A 21,599-nucleotide genomic window follows, 5' to 3' on the forward strand; every position below is an offset into this window, starting at 1 on the left:
GGAATGTTTTTTTTCCTCCCCGCTCAACACAATCAAAAAGAATTTGGTAATATGAATTACCCTGAGCTGGAATTGGCCATCAAAAAAATAGAAAATAATCCAGAGGAACAATGGAAATATATTACCCGATTTATTCAAAAAGCACGGAAAGAAAATAACCTTGAGAAGATAAGAAGGGGGTATGTTTTGGCTACTTTTAATAAAAGAGGAGAAGAGCAGATTAAATATGGAGACAGCATATTAATGATCGCAAAAAAAATAAATAACATTGACATTATTGGAGACAGTTATTTATCCCTGGGAATGTCTTACATCAGCAATGAGAACTATCCCAAAGCACTCGATGCATTTCTTAAAGGCTATGATTATATCAAAAAGAATAAAGACCCTTATCTGATTCATAATACGGAATATCAGATTGCACAAACCAAATCTTATCTGGGACTCTATCAGGATGCTAATAAGCTGCTGATGAATTGTGTGGCATTCTTCAGAAATAATAATGAGAAAATCGGGGATACAAATTATAAATATTACTATCTCTATTCTTTAATTGCTCTTATAGAAACCAATACGTATTTATCTAATTTTGAAATCAATCAGTCCCTGATCCGGGAAGGAAAAGACTTTATAGAAACCCATCCGGGCTTTCAGGAATACAATGCCTATTTTACATCATCACAGGGAACCGATTTTTATTACCAAGGAAAATATGATCAGGCCGCTGCAAAACTTCAGGAAGCAATAGAGTCCTACAATGACTCATGGAAACACCTTACTGATAAATATTATCTGGGAATGTCTTTCTGGAAAATGAATAAAAAAGAAGAAGCTTTACCTTATTTTTTATTGCTGGATCAGGAGTATAATGAAACTAAAAAATTAGATCCAAGATTCAGACCTGCTTTTGAAATGCTTATCAATTATTATTCAGAAAATAATGACAGCAGGAAACAGCTGGAGTACATTAACAAATTGATTCTTCTGGATCGTGCGTATGAGAAAGATTATAAATACCTCAACTCCACTTTAAACAAAGAATACGACACAAAAAAGCTGTTTGATGAGAAAGAAATGCTGGAGAATAGAATGAAATGGGAAAGACTTATTTATATTATCCTCATCGGCGTTGGGCTTATACTGATTACAGTTTTAACGGTATTGCTGATTAAATACTATCAAAAGAAAAGACATTTCAAGATCCTTTATGAAAAATTTATGGAAAATAAGGATGAAGAAACTCCGGTTCATGAAGAAGTTCTGATGGCAGAAAGTAAAGAAAATATTCTTGATGATCAACTGGGAATAAACCCTTTAAAGGTTGAAAATGTTCTGAAGGTATTGTCAGACTTTGAAAAGGACAAGCAATTTCTTAAAAAGAATATCTCACTTGCCAGCATGTCTAAATTGTGTGGTACCAATACGGTTTATCTATCCAGGATTATCAATTTTTATAAGAAAAAAAGCTTTAATGAGTATCTGAATGAATTACGATTGGATTATATTGTTTCTGAATGGAAAAACAAACCTAAAACAAGATATATCAGCATTCAGGAAACCGCTGAAAATGCAGGCTATAATACAACACAAACGTTCACCAAAAATTTCCAGGAAAAATATCAGATTCCGCCAACCTATTTCCTCAGTCGTCTCAATAAGGAAAATTAGAAAACAGTACGGCTTCTGTAATCTGTAAGGAAATTATTTATAAGAGAGTTTACCATTACCTGTTCAGCCAGTTCAGGCATTCGGCAATTTGCATTTTGCTGATGAAAACTTCGCTATTCACTTCCGGTTCAGGAGAAAGCCTAAGTTCTACTTTTTGGCTGGAATGCTTGATAATTTCGGAAACCGCTTCTTTATTAATGATAAATTTACGGTTTATTTTAAAGAAGATCTCAGGATTCAATTTCTGAATAATATCCTTGATGGTATCATCAAAAATATAGGTTTGATGGTCTTTTGTGGTAAGGAAAAGGTATTTCCCCGAAGCAAAAAAATAGGCCGTGTTATGCTCGTCTATTGATTTCAGTTTATTTCCTTCTCTTACCATAAAACGTTTCATCACCTCATCATCAGCCTGTCGTAATGAAGAAATGGATTTCAATACCGGCTCAGGGTCAAAATTGTTTCTTATGGAGATAAATTTCTGTAAAGCTTTATGCAAATCTTCTTCTTCAAAAGGCTTCAGAAGATAATCAATAGTAAAATGCCTGAAGACTCTCATGGCATATTCATCAAATGCGGTAATGAAAATAATTGGGGTAAAAAGTTCTACCTGTTCGAAAATCTCCAGGCTCATCCCGTCCCCAAGATGAATATCCATAAAGATGAGATCCGCCGAATCTTTTTCAAAGAAATCAATTGCCTGTTTTTTGGAACGAAGAATAACAGTCTCTGTAACAGGGACTATGCGCTGTGTATCTAAAAGATTTTTCAGATAATTCACAGCCAACAGCTCATCTTCTATAATGGCAATTTTCATAACGGTGCAAAAGTACAAAAAAACCGCTAGAACAATTAAGCTCAAGCGGTTTCATCTGTATTGAATTTGATATGAAGTTTTATAAATTAGGATTATTCTTCTTCGCGCTCATTGGATATTCAATGGTATATCGCGGGTCATTCTGCTGAAGAATATATTCTTTACCACTAATAGTGTGGCTTATTTTTTTCTGATTTGCTCTTCTTAAATCGAACCATCTCTGGCCTTCCAAAGCAAATTCTCTAAATCTTTCATCCATGATAAAGTTCATAAATGCTGTAGAATCCATTGAAGACACGGCATTTTGTACTGAAGTATATCCTTCCGGAGTATATCTGTTCTTCATTACTTTAAGAAGGGTTTCTTTGGCCTCAGTCAGTTTATTCAGCTTTAATAATGCTTCAGATTTTATAAAGTATTGCTCTGCTGTTCTGAAAGATACCTTGAATTCTAAACTTCCTCCTTTGGTGACTTTATACTTACTACCATTTTTCTCAAAATACATGCCAAACCTTTTATCTGAGATCATATTATAGGAAGAAATAAGTTCCGGAGAGGCAAAAGACAGGTTCTTTATAGAGTTATCCCATGTATTATCAAGAGCCATAATAGATTCCGGGGAAGCATAATGGTTGGGAGGTGTATTTACCGTATTTAAATTGCTCAAATCTCCTTTTACCGCCAGTACCTGATCTGCATAGTTTAAGGCTTTGTTCCAGTCTCCTTCGTATAGAGCTGTTCTTGCTTCAAAAGCCAGCAATGCCGTTTTTGAGAATCTGTAATTTGCTCCCAATGCCTGGTTTTGCTCTACCATCAAACCTTCTGCCTTTTTAAGATCAGAATGAACCTGATTGTATACTTCCTGTACTGAAGATGGCTTCAATACCTGTTCAAGATCAATTTCAAGATTAATAGGAACTCCTCTGTCTGTAGAAGCCGTAGCACTGTTGTATGGCTTTCCATATAAATTCACCAAATCAAAATACAGGTAAGCACGCAAAGCATAAGCTTCTGCTAAAATCTGATTTTTCTCAGGAGAATCCTGCATGGTTTTACTTCCTTCATTGATGATCTGATTCAGATAGAAGTTTACGTTATAAAAACTTAACCAAGGAAGTTCCGCAGAGGTAGAGTCATAGTTCGAATCTTTCCACATCGCAATTTCACGATAAGAAATAAAATCTACTCCATTATCATCAATACTTGTCTCATCAGTACGAAGGGCTACCAACGATTTGTGAACAGGGTATTTTGAATAGGCTGACGTAAGTACTTTTCGGTAGTCTTCAGCTGTAACAGGAATGACTTTACCTTCAGGCTGAATATCTAAAAACCTGTCGCATCCGATATTGATAAGGCTGATTGCTGTAAGCGCTATGATTGTTGTAATTTTTCTCATTTTTTCAAGTTTTAAAAAGAAACATTAAATCCTACTGTTACCGACTTGGTGATAGGCTGTGCATAAATATTACCATACGTTTCCGGATCAAAATATCCTTTATATCCATTACTGAATACAAACAGGTTACGCCCTTCTACACTTAGTCTCAAACTACTGATTCCCATAGGATTGGTAAATTCTTTCGGAAGCGTATAGCCTAAACGGATGCTGCTGATTCTGATATAGCTGATTTCTTTTGCCCAAATATCAAGCAGATTGTATGCGCTTGAGTGGTTTCCGGCAAACCATTTATTCGCCATCCATCCGTCCGGGTTAGCATCCATATCAGGACTTGTAATTCCAGGAAGTGAACCTCCTGCTTCATAGATATCTCTTGTATAGTTTCTTCCTCTGTCCAGATCCATACCTCGGTAAGAAGGCGTTCTCATTACCGTCTGCTTCAGATTGAATGTTGCAGAGATAGTAAGATCAAAATTACTTACCTTAAATGTGTTGATAATACCTCCGGTAAACTTCGGATCTCTGTCTCCAACGTACGTAAACAGACTTCTCAGCTCAGCGCTTGAAAGTTTGGTATCCACAAGCTGTCCAGGAAGGAAATCTGCATATACATCATATAATTTAAAGAATTCTACTGCAGAAATCTTTTGATCTCCTTTCCAGAACAATGGGTTTCCGTGTTCATCCATTCCTGCGGTTTTCAAAGCAAAAACAGCATTTACAGGCAGACCTTCTCTTGAAGGAAGGAAAGCATTATCACGGGGCTGCTCACTCAATACTCTACTCTTGTTGTGTGCAAAGTTGATTGTAGTCGTCCATTTGAAATTATCATGATTGATATTTTTGGTAGATATTGCCAATTCAAAACCTTTGTTAGTCAAGCTTCCCCAGTTCATCATTGTATATTCAAATCCTGTTTCAAGAGGAGTTTCTTTCATACTGATCATATCCGTACCTTTTCTGCTGTAAACATCAGCGGTAAGGCTTACACGGTTATTGAACAATCCTAAATCAAGACCAACGTTAGTATTGGTAGTTTTTTCCCATCTCAATTTATCATTCGGTGGGCTGATAACATTGATGACTCCTTCTTTTACTCCCGGAAGAATCGTCGCATCATTGTATTCCCCAATAAAGAATGGCGATGTATTTCTGTCGATATTCCCCTGAAGACCGTAAGAAGCTCTCAATCTAAGGTTAGATACTGCAGAAATATTTTTCATGAAGTCTTCCTTCGTCACCAGCCATGATCCTGAAAGTGCCCATATTGGAAGATATTTATATTTTTTATTCACCCCGAACAGGTTGGTCCCGTCATATCTTACACTTCCGAAGAATGTATATTTCTGATCGTACGTATAAGATGCTGTGGCAAACATAGAAGCATAAGCATTCTCTATAGGAGCGGCTTCACGGTACGTTTCATATCTTTTATCTACTGCAAAACCTGAATTCGGGAAAACAATTGCCGTAGCTCTTCTGGTTTTTGGATCATATCCGAAAGCTCTCGTAATCGTTGTATTATCCTCCGTTTTACGGATTTCCGTACCGGCCATCAAATCAATTTCATGTTTTGAATTGATCTTTGTGCTGTACGCAGCCTGCAATTTCCAGTTGTACTGGAAGAAATCATTATCCCAATTTTGTTTTACGGCACCCGCTGGCAGAAAGTAATTGTATTTACCGTCTTTGTAATAACGGGTATTTTCTTTCATTTTTCTGGTGAAATAGGTATTCTCTGCTGCAAACTTTTCTGTTTTATTAGCATCGTACTGAAGACCTAACTGAGAGGTAAATCTTAAATTTTTTGAAGCTTTATATTCTAAATCTAAAATCGCTTTCAGCGAGTTATTTTTCAGTGAATAGTTAGTATTTTCTCTTTCTTCAAGGAAGTTGAAAGGAATATAGCGGTCTTCAAAACCATCCATATCCCTATCATAATTGTAGCTTCCATCTGCATTGAAAGGCTTCATGTAAGGATTGGCATTTCTTGAATAATTAACCGGGTTGATTGAAGCATCAGCATCCGTTACAAAAGATGTACGTTCACTCTGCGTTCCGAAAATAGAGATTCCTGCATTTAACTTATCGCTTAATTTATAATTGTTTTTTAAAGTCAGGTTATAACGTTTAAACCCTGTACCGATAGTTGTTCCTTCTTCATCATAGTATCCCAGGGAGAAATAGTAATCTGCTCTGTCACTTCCTCCGGAAACACTTAATCCATATTGCTTGTTGATGGCATTTCTGTATAACAGTTTGCCCCAGTCTGTGTTGTTGTTTCTTAAACCGTTGATTTGCTGTCGTGTGAATGAATTCAGTGCATCAAAACCTCCGTTTCTGAAAGCCTCAAGCTGGCTGTTCTGAGTCAGAATTCTCATTACTTCTCCTTTATCGGCACGGTAGGTAAGATCGGCACGCTTGGCAAGCATTAGTTCAAGATCTACTTTTTCGGAAGCATTCAGAAGGTTCAGTTTATCAAAATCAGGACGAGATGTCACGAAAGTATCTGCTGAAAAGTTCAGTTTCAGACTTCCTTTTTTTCCTTTTTTGGTTGTAATGGAGATCACTCCGTTTGCTGCTCTTGCTCCGTAAATTGCAGTTGCAGCCGCATCTTTAAGAATCGTAATATCTTCAATATCATTAGGGTTTAATCCTGCAATAGAGAAGTTCTGAAGCTGGTCAATATTATCTTTATCCGTAAAGTTCGGAACATCATTTCCTTCCAATGGAAGGCCATCAATTACCCATAATGGATCCTGAGGACCGGAAAGAGAAGCTGTACCTCTGATTCTGATCTTCGCAGGACTTCCTGGCGCTCCTGTTTCAGGAGTTACAGCCACACCGGCAATCTGCCCTGCCAGCATCTGGTCTACACTGGCAACACCAGCCTGGCTGATGTTATCCATTTTCACCGTAGAAACTGCTGAGGTCTGTTTACGTTTTTCAATTTTCTGATATCCGGTTATGATTACTTCCTGGATCTTATTTTTGTCTGAAATCTCAGAAGTTAATCTTATGGTATAGTTCGTTTGTCCTTCATTAAGCTGAATCACTCGGGATTCGTAACCTGGGTAACTTACCAATACTGTTTTTGTATCAGCAGGGATTTCCAGGATAAATTTTCCGTCCTTATCGGTCACTGTACCTACTGATACACTTTCAATAATTCCTTCTAATTCTGTTTTTGTAGAGACGGACTGTGTCTCAATTTTTATAGATGCACCGGTAATAATATGTGAAGTATTGGAATCTTCTATTTTCCCGGTGATGGTTTTCTTTTGCTGGGCCATTGCTATATTAGCAGCCAAAAGAGGTAAAAGTATTAGAGTTTTTTTCATTTCCGTTTATTTGTTTAAAGCCTCTTGAATACGAATGATTAAATCTGTGTAATGCGCTCTGGAAGCATCATCACCTCTGTATCTTGTTCTGTTCAATAAGTCCAGAACCTTCTGAAGTTCCGCCCTCTTATAGGTAGTGACTTCAGATACTCTTTTCATGGATGAATAATTGATATTCCTAAGACCATGATCATCTTCATGGAAATTACAGATGGTTGGGATATTCAAAGTATTATCTGTTTTCAATCCTTTCACTGCTGTTTTTTCAAATAATTTGTTCACAGAAACGATCAGGGCATCCACATAATTTTTCTGAGTCATCTTTTCAAGCATCGTCAGGCTTCCCTTTTTACTGAAAATAGCTGTTCTTACCTGATCAAATAAATTCTCTACCGTGTAGATTTTTTCTTTTGAACCGGACATCTGATGTTTCAATTCATTTTCAAGCAACCTCAGCAATCTGTCATCCATAAATAAAGAATAGATATTCGCATACTGCATTCCTCTTGCTGTGGTATATGGAGTCTGTTCGAATGGTCCCATAGGTGAGTCTTTAACCGGATATGTTTTTTCAGTAATCGGATTAAAGAATAACCATTCCGGAAGGTTGATCGCATTGTTAACAAGGTAATCAACAGCTCTTCTCTGAATGTCTGCAGGAACAGCTTCATACGCCTTTTTCTTGTTGCCAAAAACAGTATGATTCAGGTAAATTCCTCCCACATTCGCCATCACATGACCTGTATACAGATCCCATTGCCCGATAACTCCCAGATACAGTTTTCCGGCATCTGTATATTCTTTACCGTCTTCATAGCTCCATTTCAAGAGATTATTAATAACCACTTTCAGGTTTTTCATTCCGTACTCGCTGGCTTTCATCGCATCATCCCCTAAATCTTCAGACTGCGAACGAGGATCAATGGTCTCCAGATAGCTCTGCTGCTCACCATAGAAATACATCGGGTCATCTTCGTGTTTTTCAATTAAGTTTTTCAGCGCTTTTTTCTCAACAAATTCATCCGGATACCAACGGTATCCCCAGTCTATGGCATATTTATCGTAAAGACCAATTTTCGGAGTGATAGCTGAAACACCATCCTCCGGCTGAGCTACGTAATTGTAACGTGCATAATCCATAATGGAAGGTGCCGTACCGCCCATTTTGTCAGTAAATTCTTTTGAACGAAGCGATTCTACCGGGAATGCAAAAGATGCTCCCATGTTATGCTTCAGTCCGAAAGTATGTCCTACTTCATGAGATGAAACAAAACGGATAGCTTCACCCATATGTTCATCACTGAATTTATTACCTCTTGCTTTCGGATCGATAGGTCCTGTCTGAATTCTCATCCAGTCATGAAGAGAAGTCATTACATTATGCCACCAGATGATATCTGCTTCGATAATTTCCCCACTTCTAGGATCTACCACTGATGGACCCATTGCATTTGACTTTGGCGAAGCGGCATAAGTAATCACAGAATATCTTACATCATCAATATCAAAATCTTCATCTTTCTCATCCGGCATTTTCGCAATCACTGCATTTTTGAATCCTGCCTGCTCAAACGCCGCCTGCCAGTCATGTACTCCGGCAATGATTTTTTCACGCCATTGTTTTGGGGTTGCCGGGTCTATATAATAAACAATAGGCTTCTTAGGCTCTACCAGTTCTCCTCTTAAATATTTTTCTTTATCTTCATCTTTGGGTTCAAGATTCCATTTGGTAATGAAAAATTTTTCATCCATTTTCTGCTGATTGTCATTAAACGACCAGTGTTTTTCGGAGAAAAATCCTACTCTTGAATCCGCTACTCTTGGTCTCATCGGTATTTTAGAAAGCAGAACAAGATTGGTAGTAACCCCTAATGTTACCGGCAGATCTACTCCACCTTCATTTACAGAAGTAGATAATTGAGACTTCACCACAAGGTTCTTAGGAAATGTCTTCACTCCTTCTATATAAGAAAGGCTTGATTTCACAGATCCTCCCAATCCTACATTGGCAAGAACATCGTTAAAGCTCTTCTGATTTCCATCAAAAACTTTGTTGACTTTAATTGCCACAGCTGTAGAATCACTGTTTTGTGCCTCAATATCAAAGACCTCAATTACAGATTCTGAAAAATTGTCTTTCACAGATTTTGTAATGGCATCATTTTTTGGGGATGACACTTTAGGAACCACAGTTTTCACCCATACTTTTTTAGCTACAGGATCACGGTGAAAGGAGATGACCTTATTTTCATAATTCATTCCTTTGTTCAAACCAGCTTCATTCACCTGCATAGGTACCTGAGAAAGTTTGTTAACCACCAAAAACTGACGTCCCATCAAACTGTCAGGAATCTCAAAATAAATATCCGTTTTTACCTGAATGGTATTAAAGAGTCCCTTTTTATAGGTTCCTTTTTTAATCAGGTCTTCAATTTTTTTTGTTTTCTTTGATGAGGATGTCTCTGTCTTATCCGTTTTTTCTTTGTTGACCATTACTGTATCTTTATCTTTTTTCTGTGCTATTGCCATTGGTGAAGCCATAGCAAGGCCAAGATACAGTGCGAGTCTGTAATTCTTCATTAAAATAGTCCGATTCATTCCAAATAGTAAATATCTTAGTTTCAGCTCGCAAAGCTATAGGTAACGTGAATCATATATATAATATTAGGGAGTGAATGGTGATAATTTGGGAGTGAATGGATTTTTATTTTTACTCCATTAAAGGCAAAAAACATACGAAATATTCACCATCTACAGAAATATGAAGAAGATTATTCTTAAAATATCCATAAACCTGATTCAAATAATCAATTCCAAATTTCTCTCCCTGCACCGGTTCGGTTTTAGGCTGCCAGGTATTCTTTACCGTGATTCCGTCTTTATCTACAATAATGATAATTTCCAGAGGCTGGTCTATCGTTGCAATATTGTGTTTGGTAGCATTTTCCGTGACAATCTGAAGGGATAAATACGGAATTCTTTTTTCCAGGCTTTCCGGAGCATTAATAATCAGTTCAAACCTCATCTCTTCATCAAATCTGCTTTTCAGAAGTTCCATATACTGCTGTATAAATTTTATCTCCTGTGAAACCTGAACAATATTTTCTTTCGGAGGTACTATAAGATACCGGTAAATCTTTGATAGATTCATGGTAAACTTCTGTGCATTGTCTTTATTAATCCCGATAAGCATATAAAGGGAGTTCAGTGAATTGAACAGAAAATGAGGGTTAATATTATTTTTAAGCTGCTGCAGCTGATTGATCACTTCTGCCTTGTGCATCTTTTCGTTTTCTATCAGCAATAAATTTTTCTCAGACTGTATTTTCTCTTTTTCCTGGTAAGCCAGACCGGTTGCCCTCTGAAACAATATAAAGACCGTTACAATAAGGAACAATGCTGCCAGAAAAATATAAACAGTATACGTTTTTATCTTACTGATATTTTCATCAATAATAAAATTCACATGATTCACTACAGTATATCCCTCAAAATTATCAGTCTTTAAAGGTTTTATGAAACGTGTTACTTCAACTCCCAGATATTCTGAAACCGCTGTTCCTTTGGTATATCCCACATCAGTTTTGCTGGCCAAAGTATCATTAGGTTTAATATCTGTAAAATCAAAAATATTCTTGCCAATGTATTTCTTTTCAGGATGGGTAATACAAATTCCTTCTTTGGTAAAGACATAAGCGTAGGTATTGGAGCTCTTGTCTACATTGATAAAATATTGATGGAGATCATCCAGGCTAACCGTAGAACCATAATACAGCTTGTTTTTATCAGGCAGTACCAAAGAATCATAGCTCACCCAGTACATACTGTCTTTTTTGGTAATTAAAAGGTCTTTGAAATGTCCCGTCCCATTATTTCTTATCACAATGGGCTTTGCGGTGTGGTCTGTATTCTTGAAAATATCAGATAAGGGATTGTTACTCTCAGACTTTCCTGAATGCCTGTTTTCATAATAATACCAGCTGTAAGGCAGCAGGTTTCTTTTTTTGTTTAAATCATTCAAAACCAAAGAATAATCCTTATAGTTTTTCAGACCGTCTTTCTGGATTAGTGCCCGAAGCAGATACTGATAATCTTCAATATTTCTGAATTCATGTTCTATGGATTCATATTTCCTGAAGAATGTTTTCTTGGCGAAATCATCGGTATTTTTCCGGCTGTCCTCTGTGATCAAAAGACTAAGAACAGCAAATGCTGCCACAGCAATCAGGCAGGCAGACAAAGCGGTAATATAAATGGACTTTTTGGATAAAGCGTGCTTAAAATTAATAATCAAATTCTCTAAATTGCGGGTTCCTCTACCTATAAATTATTAGTTTGCAAAGATATAACAAAGATTTTAGGACTGAAAAGTGAATTAAATTTAGATTATAATTTTTTAAACCCGGATGCAGCATATTGAAAATAAAACCTTTGATAAAAGCGTATTGAATCTTTCATTTTTTAAATTGAAAAACAAAAAACTATACAAGCTTAAGTCTTAAAGTTAGTTAATATCGTCATTCAGACTACCGATTCAACACGCTATATTTTGAAAATTAATTATCTTCGCCTACAAATCTTATTTGAAAATGAAGAAGATCATCTCCGGGATATCTATTTTTTGTGCCATCGCTATCTCTGCTCAGGAATCCATCAAGTTTCAGGAGCTGTCATTCAAAGATATTATTGCAAAAGCCAAAAAAGAAAAGAAATTGGTTTTTATTGATGCATATGCTTCCTGGTGTGGACCATGCAAAATGATGGAAAAAAATGTTTTCACTCAAAAAGCGGTCAGCGATTATTACAATACCAACTTCATTAATGCAAGATTTGACATGGAAAAAGGAGAAGGCAGAGATATTGCTTCTCAATTCGGGGTACGTTCCTATCCTACTTATCTTTTCCTGAATGGTGAAGGAGAGCTTGTTTCCAGAAATACAGGATATATGGAAGAAAGCATGTTTGTGGCAATGGCTCAGGATATCAATTCACCCGGAAATAAAAAGGGATCTCTTAAAGATCGTTTTGCCAGTGGTGAAAAAGACCCGGAATTTCTTATCAATATCATGAAGCTGAACGCTAATACAGATTATGAATTTGCAAAAAAAGCGTCAGAAAGATATTTCCAGAATAAAAAGAAAACTGAAGAATTGACAAAAGATGAAATTGGTTTTCTTCTCTATTTCGTAAAATCATCGGAAGATACCAATTACAGTGTTTTTGCCTCCAGAAAGGCGGAGATTGTTAAGTTCCTTCCTGAAGAAACATACACCGAATTTGATGCTCAGCTCAAATTGGGAAAAATCGTGGAACAGTCTATTGATGATAAAAATAAAAAAATCAACGATGACTATTTCATGAAAGCTGCCGAACCATTGGTAGGAAAAGAAGCTGCTGTAAAAAAACTGAATCAGACTAAGCTCAGCTATTATGAACAAAATACCAATTTTCCTGAGTACGAAAAAGCGGCTTTAGATTATTATAAAAATTCTGACACCTTTGATCCTAATGAGCTTCTAAGAGCTGCATGGATATTTGCAGATCATGTAAAAACACCCTCTTCATTAAAGAAAGCGACTGAATGGGCAGAAAAATCTGTCATGAGAAGCGAAACGTCAGAAAACACTTATATTCTTGCCAAACTCTACAATCTTACAGGAAATAAAGAGATGGCAAAAAACTACGCTGAAATGTCTAAAAATATGGCAGTTCAGGGCAATAAGGATTCTCAATTGGCAGATGAACTATTAAAGCAAATAAAATAAACATTACTACCGGATGAAATATAAATTATTAGCAGCAGGCATTTTAGCTTTCCTGTCTACAAGTACATTGAGCGCTCAGGAACAGGAACAAGGAGGACAGGATAAAAGTTTATACATAAAAGGAAATGCTTTATTTGCTCCACTAGGTATTTTAAACCTTGGAATAGAAAAACAGATTAGTCCAAAATATACGCTTCAGGGAGACGTTTTCATTTCACCATGGAAATCTTTCGGTGGGCATAAACTACAATTTTATTCTGTTTCTGCAGAAGGAAGATATTACTTTACGGAAGCTTTCAAACATTGGTATATTGGGGCCAACGTATCTGTGGCGGCTTACAATGCCACAAAATGGAGTTATTGGAATGACAGCACCTTTGAAAACTGGAATGGAGAAATTCTTAAAAATTCCAATCTGTACCAAAAAGGATTTTCTGTGATGCTGGGTGTTACAGCTGGATATCAGTTCCAGTTATCTGAACGATGGAATCTTGACATTTACGGAACGGTTGGAACATCACAAGGGTTTTATAAAGGGTATGACAAATCCACAGGAAGACGTTATGACTCTGCTGAGAATTTCAATAAAAGCGGTGAAATCATCCCCTACAGAGGAGGTGTAATGATTTCTTACAAATTAAAATAATACCATGAAGCTATTCGGAAGAAATCATATCATTATTTTAGTGATCACTTTTGTGATCCTTTTTTTAATGAATTATATCGGAAATGATCTGCCTGATAAATTACAAAGGGCATTAATGACTGCTTTTGCAGGAGTTGTCGGACTGACAATCGGATTATTTATACTAAATAAGGGCAGAAATGATAAAAATCCGCCCCAGAATTTTGATTAATTAATCTTCGTACACCACATATTGGGTTCTGATCTTTTCGAAACTTTCAAGATCCTTTTTCCATGAATCTTTAATTGCCGGAATTGATTTTCCGGCGATGATCTGTTTTCTTAATTCATCAGTTCCTGATAAGGTATCGAACCACAGGTTTTTCAGGAAGAAATCCTGCTGAGGATTTTTATAATTCTGATAGGCTTTGATAACCCATTCAAGATTTAATTCTCTTAAATCATTAGGATAACCGGAGAGATTTTCACCATAACATAACTTCCCGTTCAGGAAGGGATCTTTAGCACCATAGCTTGGTTTTGGCGTAAACTGATACGGCAGGCTTTCCGTCCATGGAGAACCATAAATCTGGAAAGGAAGATCTGTTCCTCTTCCTACAGAAACCTGAGTTCCTTCAAAAAAGCACAAACTCGGGTATAAATTGATTGCTTTATCATTGGGTAAATTAGGAGAAGGCTTATCAAGCATTGGATAACGCTGCTTTTTATGATAGTTCTTCATTGGAATAAGCGTGTATTTAGCCTGAACTCCATTTTTCAGCCATTTTTCTCCGTTTACCATCTTTCCATACTCTCCTATGGTAAGTCCATAAACAACAGGAACTTCGTGCAGCCCTACAAAACTTGTCCATTTTTTCTTCAATACAGGGCCATCGGTATATCCATCATGTGGATTGGGACGGTCCAGTACCATGATCTCCACATTATTTTCAGCTCCTGCTTCCATCAGATAAGACAACGTGGAAATATAAGTATAGAATCTTACTCCAACATCCTGGATATCAAAAATGACAATATCAATTCCGGCAAGCTGTTCCGGCTTTGGTTTTTTATTATTGCCATACAGAGAAACAATAGGAATTCCAGTTTTCACATCTACTCCGTTTTTCACTTTTGCCCCGGCATCGGCATCTCCTCTGAAACCATGTTCGGGAGCAAAAATAGATTTTATTTTAATCCCGTTTTTTACCAGAAAGTCTACCAAATGAGTTCTGTCATTCATCAAGCCCGTCTGATTGGTAACAATTCCTATCGTTTTATCTTTTAGCAGGGGTAAATACATTTCAGGCTGGTCTGCTCCGGTTTTAAAATCCGGTTGAACTTGAGGCTGAGAATAATATTGGTTGAATACTCCTAAAAAAATTAGGCAAATCAGAAGTAAATTTTTAATTTTGAAATCTAAATTCATAAGCTTGAAATTTCCTTTATATTTCTCTAGAAAAATAGCATTTTCCAAAGATAACAAAAATAACCTTTCAAGGGTTATCATCTTCATTGGCAGGCTTTCCGTAGCATTGGGGATTATTGTTTCCTTAATTACCGTGGCCACCGGTTTTGGTTCCAAAAAAGCTATCAAAGAGAGGCTGGCAGATTTCAGCGGGCATATCACGGTAAGATCCACGCGTTCGAATTCTTCATACAATACTTCTGTTCTCGATAACCAGGGCTTAAATATTCCAAAAATAAAGGAGCTTCCCGATGTGGAAAGTACCCAAAAATATGTGATGGTTACTGGAATCATGCGTAATGAGCACAATTTTGCCGGAATCATTTTTAAAGGAATCGGAAAAGATTTTGACAGTTTGAGGTTTAAGAAATTCCTTATCGCCGGAACAACTCCAAAAGTAACGGAAAAAGGCTTCAACAATGATGTTGCTATTTCACAAAAAGTAGCCAATGATCTTCATCTCAAATTAAATGATAGCATTGTAACTGTATTTTTAAAAGCAGATCAGAAACCGCTTTACCGTAAATTCAGAGTTATTGGAATTTACAGAACTGACATCAAACTAATTGATGAACAGTTTGTTATCGGAGGAATTAACCATGCCAGAAAAATTCAGGATATGAAACCTGATGAAATCGGCGGAATAGATATCTTCCTGAAAAATGTAAATGACATCGACAAAGATTTTCCAGACATTGAAAAGCTGATCGGCTATAAAAACTATGCTGAAAAAGCTACTGAGAAATTCCCTCAGATTACAGACTGGATCAGTATTTTTGACACCAACATTGCATTAATTATCATTATTATGCTGATTGTAGTGGTGATTAATATTATTATGGTTCTTCTGATCCTTATTATTGAAAGAACAAATTCTATTGGTCTTCTTAAAACATTAGGAGCAAGCAATTCCCAGATAAGAGCCACCTTCATTAATTATACCCTGATTATTATGATTCCTGGACTTTTGTATGGTAATGCCATCGGATTGGGACTGATTTTAATACAGAAATTCTTTGGGATCATTAAACTTAATCCTGAAAACTATTATGTAAGTACCGTTCCGGTAGATCTTAATCCAATTGCAATTATATCTATCTCAGTGGGAATTCTTTTCATCTCCGGATTGGCTTTGATTATTCCAAGCTACCTGATCAGTAAGATTTCTCCGGTGAAGGCGATTAAGTACAACTAACAGGATGATTGATAATTGATGATTGATAATTGATGATTGATAATTGATAATTGATAATTGATAATTGAAAGATATTTGTTGTTAATCAGTTGATTTCAGTGTTATCCACAACTTATCCACATGTTATCCACAGCGCAGATAATTTTAAAAGCCTTATCTTTGCGCCGCTTATAAAACATTTATGAAATACGCAAAAAATATCCTTGAAACGATAGGTAATACACCGCTGGTAAAGCTTAACAAAGTATTAGGTGAAGATTTTCCGGCATTAGTATTAGCAAAAGTTGAGACCTTCAATCCCGGAAACTCCGTAAAGGACAGAATGGCTCTTAAAATGATAGAAGATGCCGAAAAAGACGGCAGATTAAAACCTGGAGGAACTATTATTGAAGGTACTTCCGGAAATACAGGAATGGGACTGGCATTAGCTGCCATCATCAAAGGTTACAAATGTATTTTTGTAACGAATTCCAAGCAGTCTAAAGAAAAATGTGATATTCTTCGTGCTGTGGGTGCTGAAGTAATCGTTTGTCCTACAGACGTAAAACCTACTGATCCGCGTTCTTATTATTCAGTATCTAAAAGACTGGCAAAAGAGACAGAAAACGGATGGTACGTAAACCAATATGATAACTTATCCAACAGAACGGCTCATTATGAATCTACAGCTCCTGAGATCTGGGAACAGACGGAAGGAAAACTGACTCACTTTGTGGCAGGAGCAGGAACAGGAGGAACGATCACGGGGTGCGGAACTTTCTTCAAAGAAAAAAATGAGAACATTAAAGTAATCGGAGTGGATACTTACGGTTCTATTTTGAAAGAATTCCACGAAACAGGAGAACTGCATTACGATCATGCTTATACTTATATTACAGAAGGTATCGGAGAAGATATCATTCCTGAAAACTATGATATGTCTGTGATTGATCACTTTGAAAAGGTAACGGATAAAGACGGTGCCATCTATGCCAGAAAACTGGCTAAAGAAGAAGGTATTTTCTGTGGATATTCTGCAGGTAGCGCCATTGCTTCTTTGATTCAGATGAAAGATCAGTTTACTAAAGATGATGTCATTGTAGTTTTACTTCATGACCATGGTTCAAGATATGTAGGAAAAATCTACAATGACGAGTGGATGAAAGAAATGGGCTGGCTGGAAGAAAACAAAGAAGGTTAATAAACCTCTTTACAGATCATAAAAAAACGGAGCAAAATTTTGCTCCGTTTTTATTTTTATTGCTTGATATTTTCTTTTAATTTAGTTTTAAGAAAACTGTATTCTTTCTCGCTCATTGCTTTCCTGGGAAACATATAACTGTATTTTCCTTCAAGGGAAATAAATTCATTATTGCTGTCAAAGGATTCAAAATCTTTCCATCCACTGGTTTCCTTTTCACCATCAATATTCACCGTGAAAAAATTCTGATCAAACCTGATTTCATAGACTTTACACTTTTCCAGTACATTTAAGTAGTGATTCACCTGTTTTTTCCATCTTGAAACTTTATTAACGCTGACAGACAAAAAAATGGCACACAGCAAAAATATAAAACTCAAAAAGTATAAAATCCCCACACTTTCTTTACTCAGAAGACCTTTCAAAAGGAAAACAATGAAAACAATCACTGCTGCTCCAATGGTAGCAATAGTTTTACCTTTCGTTGTAGGAGAAAAAAGCAGACTTCCCTGATTACCGCTAAAATAAATATCTTCAAAAATCTTTCTATCTGTTTTTAGGGTAATCACCTTTTCTTCATTCATAATTATAGAGTTTGCTTTAAAAAGCTACAAAACTAAACTAAATATCTTCATATTGATCACTTATTGCAGAAAGTTTACTCATCAGTTCTCTGTTTCTGCGGTTCAGAGCATCCAGTTTTTTCAGCATATTATGAATTACTTCAAGGCCGGGCAGATTAATTTCAAGATCATAATGCCAGTTGGCAAATTTCTCCAGATCAGGCAGGTCTTCATACATCAGGTAATGAATATTATTTTCAATATGAATATTCAGCAGCCCATAATCTACAAGCTCATCAAAAAAAGTAATTTCTATATTATAGATTTTTACGAGTTCTTCCCGCGATATTCTTTCACTCATGGCTTAGGAATTTTTTAGTTGTTCAAAAAGTTCTTTCTGCTTTTCGGTAAGGTTGGTGGGCAGTTTCACTTCATAGGTTACAAAAAGATCTCCATGTTCTCCTTCTTTCTTATAGACAGGAAAGCCCTTTCCTTTTAGTCTTACCGTCATTCCGGTTTGGGTTTCAGGCTTTACTTTAAGGTTTACACTGCCTTCAAGGGTATTTACTTTCACTTCCCCTCCTAAAACAGCTGTATACAGATCAATCGCTACTTTGGTTTTCAGATCATCACCGATTCTTTCAAAATCCGGATCAACCGGAATATTGAAGGTAATGTATAAATCTCCGTTTGGTCCTCCGTTTATTCCTGGATTTCCGTGTCCTTTCAGCTTGATCTGCTGCCCGTCATATACTCCTGCAGGAATAGTAATTCTGACTTTTTTCCCATTAATTTCAAAGGTTTGCGGATGGGTTTTTGCAGCATCTCTTAAGTTCAGGCTCAGTTCAGCTTTTACATCCTGACCTTTGAATTTACCGGAAGCCCTTCCTCTTGAACTTTTACCGAATCCACCACCAGATCCACCGAACATATTCTGGAAGAAATCTGAGAAATCTTCTCCTTCACCAAAGTCAGCTCCGGAATATCCTCCGTTATAACTTTGCTGCTGATATTGTCTTTGCTGTTGCTGCTGGGCTTTTTCGTATTCTTCGCCATGCTTCCAGTTTTCTCCGTACTTATCATATTTTGATCTGTTTTCAGGATTGCTGAGCACTTCATTAGCTTCATTCAGCTCTTTGAATTTCTTTTCTGCTTCTTTATCTCCAGGATTAAGGTCTGGATGATGTTTTCTTGCCTGCTTACGGTAGGCCTTTTTAATATCATCCTGTGTTGCGCTTTTATCTACGCCTAGAATTTTATAGTAATCTATATAAGCCATAGAAATGAGGTTTACCCAAATTTATGAATTTTAGGTCTGAAAATTGTATAACGAAATGTTAAAATAAACTTATCTTTGATAAAAAGCCCTACATGAAAGAGGTACTGAAAAACTACTCCGGAATCATATTTTTACTTTTAGGAATCACCATTGGAAGCATCATTGGAATTGTTGCTCCTGGTTTTGTGGAATATATTAAACCTTTGGGAGATATATTTCTTAATCTTCTTTTTGTGAGTGTAGTTCCTCTGGTATTTTTTGCGGTATCCAATTCTATTTCTTCTCTGGAACAGCAGTCTAAATTTGGAAAGATCATCCTTGTGATGTCTCTTACCTTTTTATTCTTTATTCTCACGGCAGCTGTTTTTACAATCTGTGCTGTCTATCTTTTCCCGGTCTCGGGAGTCTCAGGAAGTTCTGAGATGATTACAGAAGCTGCCAATGAGGATACTTGGGGTAACAGAATTGTAAGTTTCTTTACAGTAGGAGAATTCACTGAACTTTTCTCAAGAAGGAATATGCTGGCTCTTCTGGTATTTGCATTTCTGACAGGATTTGCAGCCAGGAAAACAGGAGAAAAAGGACAGCCTTTCAGGGTTTTTATTGCTTCCGGATATGAAGTGATGAAAGAATTGCTATTATTGGTTATGAAGCTTGCTCCTATTGGTTTGGGTGCATATTTTGCGTATCAGGTGGCCACTTTAGGACCACAGCTTTTTGGATTTTATGCAAAGCCGTTGGGGCTTTATTATATTGCAGGAATTATTTATTTTCTGGTGTTCTTTTCTATTTATGCTTTTATGGCGAATGGGCAGAAAGGAGTCAAAAGTTTCTGGACGAATGCCATCTACCCTACCTTAACGGCAATAAGTACCTGCAGCAGTTTTGCAACGATGCCTGCTAATTTGCAGGCAGCCTCAAAAATCGGAATTCCGAATTCTATTGCCAATCTTGTGATTCCTATTGGGACTACATTGCATAAAAACGGATCTTCCATGTCTTCTATTATTAAGATTTATGTAGCATTCTTAATTATTGGAAGAGACTTTTTTGATCCTGCCAACCTACTTTTAGCGTTAGGAATTACAGTCTTCGTAAGTATTGTAGCCGGAGGAATTCCCAATGGTGGATATATCGGGGAAATGCTGATGATTTCTGTTTATAAATTACCTCAGGAAGCCATTCCTGCGGTGATGATTATCGGGACTTTGGTAGATCCTTTGGCTACTGTTCTGAATGCTGTAGGAGATATCGTCGCCGCCATGTTTGTCAACCGGTTTGTAAAAGTCTGATTGTTGTTGAATTATTTTCTTTTAACAGATGAACTCATTTTTCAAAAGCATTGGCTTATATAACAGTCTCATTATTGATCTCCAAATCAATAGTGCAGAACTGGTACAGAGATTATGGAAAGTAACCTATAAAACCAATACTACCTTCATATCTCTGGAAAAAGATTCTTCAATTCCCACGCGGTTTGAATATCGGGGAATGATTGATGCAAACAGCTTTACCATAAAAAGAAGAGCCAGGTTATTTGATATGAATCGGAGTAATCCTTTATTTCAGGGGACTATTTCTGATAAAAATGGTCAATCTTCTGTCTTTGTAGAATTTTTTCCTTCGGGGTTTCAGATATTTAACTGGATGATGATTCTGTGTTTTTGCTTCGTGGCAATTTTTGTCAATATATTGGGTGATCAAAAAAACTTTATGTTTGCAGGAGTCGCTTTAGTAATTGCTGTCACTCAATATTTCATTCTGAAAAGAGGAATTTCAAAAGGGAAGTATGAGTTTGAAAGAGAGCTTATCTATATTGCTCAAAAACCTTAATCCTTTGCTTTACTCACTACGTTTTACCGGTTCCAGATTTTGATATTCATCGGGAGTAAAAAGTCTGTAATGAACTTTAAAAGTTTTTCCTAAAGGAGTTTCCAGTGAAAAGCCACCTGGCCCGAAACCATCTGTAACATCGAGTGTAAAGTGGGAATATTGCCAGTATTCAAAAAGATCACGGTCTATCCAGAACTCATATCCACTAATGGTACCAATCATGGCATCATTCATTCTGGGAAAAAACCCTCCTTTCTCGAAACATTGCGGCTGTGTACCTTCACAGCATCCTCCTGCCTGATAAAACATCAGGGGACCATATTGGTCTTCCAGCTTATGGATGACTTCAAGAGCCTGCTCCGTTGCAGATAGTCTTGATATTTTTGTTTCCATTGTTCTTATTTTAGCTTAAAAACAAAATGTATCGTAATAAAAAATCCCGGTAAAATATATTCTAACCGGG

18 protein-coding genes are annotated in these 21,599 nt (G+C 36.6%); 8 read left to right on the forward strand and 10 right to left on the reverse strand.

Features of this window, described 5'->3' with window-relative positions; all coding sequences use genetic code 11:
* Nucleotides 1-51 precede the first annotated feature (51 nt).
* Nucleotides 52-1,668, forward strand: coding sequence for a helix-turn-helix domain-containing protein (locus ODR02_RS12205; RefSeq protein WP_209788252.1), 1,617 nt, complete (start codon nucleotides 52-54; stop codon nucleotides 1,666-1,668).
* Nucleotides 1,669-1,723: 55 nt separating this feature from the next.
* Here the strand turns inward: ODR02_RS12205 and ODR02_RS12210 are convergent, their stop codons facing one another.
* The 5 genes from ODR02_RS12210 to ODR02_RS12230 form a co-directional block, all read right to left on the reverse strand.
* Nucleotides 1,724-2,485 carry a LytR/AlgR family response regulator transcription factor gene (locus tag ODR02_RS12210; RefSeq protein ID WP_209788249.1) on the reverse strand — a complete coding sequence of 254 codons (762 nt, stop codon included), beginning with the start codon at nucleotides 2,483-2,485 and terminating at the stop codon, nucleotides 1,724-1,726.
* Nucleotides 2,486-2,564: 79 nt separating this feature from the next.
* Entirely contained in the window at nucleotides 2,565-3,884 is a 1,320-nt protein-coding gene (locus ODR02_RS12215; RefSeq protein WP_309512604.1) for a RagB/SusD family nutrient uptake outer membrane protein, read from the reverse strand.
* A gap of 11 nt (nucleotides 3,885-3,895) precedes the next feature.
* Nucleotides 3,896-7,228, reverse strand: coding sequence for a SusC/RagA family TonB-linked outer membrane protein (locus ODR02_RS12220; RefSeq protein WP_309512605.1), 3,333 nt, complete (start codon nucleotides 7,226-7,228; stop codon nucleotides 3,896-3,898).
* A 6-nt stretch (nucleotides 7,229-7,234) separates the two neighbouring features.
* Nucleotides 7,235-9,826, reverse strand: a complete 2,592-nt coding sequence (locus tag ODR02_RS12225) for a zinc-dependent metalloprotease (RefSeq protein WP_331835530.1) — start codon at nucleotides 9,824-9,826, stop codon at nucleotides 7,235-7,237.
* A 112-nt stretch (nucleotides 9,827-9,938) separates the two neighbouring features.
* Nucleotides 9,939-11,522, reverse strand: a complete 1,584-nt coding sequence (locus ODR02_RS12230) for a histidine kinase (RefSeq protein ID WP_209788229.1) — start codon at nucleotides 11,520-11,522, stop codon at nucleotides 9,939-9,941.
* Nucleotides 11,523-11,817: 295 nt separating this feature from the next.
* Between ODR02_RS12230 and ODR02_RS12235 the strand changes: the two genes are divergently transcribed.
* From ODR02_RS12235 to ODR02_RS12245, 3 genes are read left to right on the forward strand one after another with little or no spacing between them, the layout of a single operon-like run.
* The gene (locus ODR02_RS12235) at nucleotides 11,818-12,993 is read left to right on the forward strand and encodes a thioredoxin family protein (protein ID WP_309512607.1); all 1,176 of its coding nucleotides are present in this window, start codon (nucleotides 11,818-11,820) and stop codon (nucleotides 12,991-12,993) included.
* Between the two features lie 13 nt (nucleotides 12,994-13,006).
* Nucleotides 13,007-13,639: a DUF3575 domain-containing protein gene (locus ODR02_RS12240; RefSeq protein ID WP_309512608.1), complete on the forward strand. Its 633-nt coding sequence runs from the start codon at nucleotides 13,007-13,009 to the stop codon at nucleotides 13,637-13,639.
* A 4-nt stretch (nucleotides 13,640-13,643) separates the two neighbouring features.
* Nucleotides 13,644-13,850 (forward strand): hypothetical protein, encoded by a 207-nt coding sequence (locus ODR02_RS12245; protein ID WP_209788219.1) that lies wholly within the window; start codon nucleotides 13,644-13,646, stop codon nucleotides 13,848-13,850.
* Here the strand turns inward: ODR02_RS12245 and ODR02_RS12250 are convergent, their stop codons facing one another.
* Entirely contained in the window at nucleotides 13,851-15,047 is a 1,197-nt protein-coding gene (locus tag ODR02_RS12250; RefSeq protein WP_309512609.1) for an exo-beta-N-acetylmuramidase NamZ family protein, read from the reverse strand.
* Between the two features lie 4 nt (nucleotides 15,048-15,051).
* On the opposite strand from ODR02_RS12250, the gene ODR02_RS12255 reads away from it, so the two are divergent.
* The gene (locus ODR02_RS12255) at nucleotides 15,052-16,281 is read left to right on the forward strand and encodes an ABC transporter permease (protein WP_209788213.1); all 1,230 of its coding nucleotides are present in this window, start codon (nucleotides 15,052-15,054) and stop codon (nucleotides 16,279-16,281) included.
* A 181-nt stretch (nucleotides 16,282-16,462) separates the two neighbouring features.
* Nucleotides 16,463-17,461: a PLP-dependent cysteine synthase family protein gene (locus tag ODR02_RS12260; RefSeq protein WP_309512610.1), complete on the forward strand. Its 999-nt coding sequence runs from the start codon at nucleotides 16,463-16,465 to the stop codon at nucleotides 17,459-17,461.
* Nucleotides 17,462-17,517: 56 nt separating this feature from the next.
* On the opposite strand, the gene ODR02_RS12265 is transcribed toward ODR02_RS12260, so the two are convergent.
* The 3 genes from ODR02_RS12265 to ODR02_RS12275 are packed head-to-tail and all read right to left on the reverse strand — an operon-like array spanning nucleotide 17,518 to nucleotide 19,303.
* Nucleotides 17,518-18,045 (reverse strand): hypothetical protein, encoded by a 528-nt coding sequence (locus tag ODR02_RS12265; protein ID WP_309512611.1) that lies wholly within the window; start codon nucleotides 18,043-18,045, stop codon nucleotides 17,518-17,520.
* A 37-nt stretch (nucleotides 18,046-18,082) separates the two neighbouring features.
* Nucleotides 18,083-18,385, reverse strand: coding sequence for a chaperone modulator CbpM (locus tag ODR02_RS12270; protein ID WP_105681079.1), 303 nt, complete (start codon nucleotides 18,383-18,385; stop codon nucleotides 18,083-18,085).
* Nucleotides 18,386-18,388: 3 nt separating this feature from the next.
* The gene (locus ODR02_RS12275) at nucleotides 18,389-19,303 is read right to left on the reverse strand and encodes a J domain-containing protein (protein WP_309512612.1); all 915 of its coding nucleotides are present in this window, start codon (nucleotides 19,301-19,303) and stop codon (nucleotides 18,389-18,391) included.
* 92 nt (nucleotides 19,304-19,395) lie between these two features.
* Between ODR02_RS12275 and ODR02_RS12280 the strand changes: the two genes are divergently transcribed.
* Nucleotides 19,396-20,595: a dicarboxylate/amino acid:cation symporter gene (locus tag ODR02_RS12280; protein ID WP_209788202.1), complete on the forward strand. Its 1,200-nt coding sequence runs from the start codon at nucleotides 19,396-19,398 to the stop codon at nucleotides 20,593-20,595.
* Nucleotides 20,596-20,623: 28 nt separating this feature from the next.
* Nucleotides 20,624-21,136, forward strand: a complete 513-nt coding sequence (locus tag ODR02_RS12285) for a hypothetical protein (RefSeq protein ID WP_309512613.1) — start codon at nucleotides 20,624-20,626, stop codon at nucleotides 21,134-21,136.
* Between the two features lie 9 nt (nucleotides 21,137-21,145).
* On the opposite strand, the gene ODR02_RS12290 is transcribed toward ODR02_RS12285, so the two are convergent.
* Nucleotides 21,146-21,529, reverse strand: a complete 384-nt coding sequence (locus tag ODR02_RS12290) for a DUF779 domain-containing protein (RefSeq protein WP_105681083.1) — start codon at nucleotides 21,527-21,529, stop codon at nucleotides 21,146-21,148.
* Nucleotides 21,530-21,599: the final 70 nt, after the last annotated feature.

The organism is Chryseobacterium sp. CFS2, assembly GCF_036543225.1.
Lineage (GTDB): Bacteria > Bacteroidota > Bacteroidia > Flavobacteriales > Weeksellaceae > Chryseobacterium > Chryseobacterium culicis_A.